Source organism: Gemmiger formicilis (assembly GCF_016901605.1).
GTDB classification, from domain to species: domain Bacteria; phylum Bacillota; class Clostridia; order Oscillospirales; family Ruminococcaceae; genus Gemmiger; species Gemmiger formicilis_B.
Genome location: NZ_JACJKP010000697.1, coordinates 1 through 236 on the forward strand (window position 1 = coordinate 1; position 236 = coordinate 236).

Annotated in this window: 1 protein-coding gene; it reads right to left on the minus strand. The window is 44.1% G+C overall.

What is annotated here, in order from left to right:
- Nucleotides 1-206 (minus strand): hypothetical protein (locus H6B10_RS16520; RefSeq protein ID WP_204652475.1); only part of this gene is annotated, 206 nt, incomplete at its 3' end.
- Between the last annotated feature and the right edge of the window lie 30 nt (nt 207-236).

Sequence of the window (236 nt, forward strand, 5' to 3'; positions counted from 1 at the left end):
TCCACCGCAAAAGAACCTTGGCGGATATAAAGGCCGGTGTTATGGTTATCCGTAATAATCAGAGAACTGGTGCTATCCAAAGAAGATGCAAAATTGTTATACAGACGGACGGCAGCATAACCGTAAGTGGCATTGGAAGCGTTTTCGGAAACAGTTACAACCGAATGATCTGCAATAATCAACTCATTGTTGACTGCAATGCCCATTCCTTTATTCCGGAAGGCGTTTACGGTGGA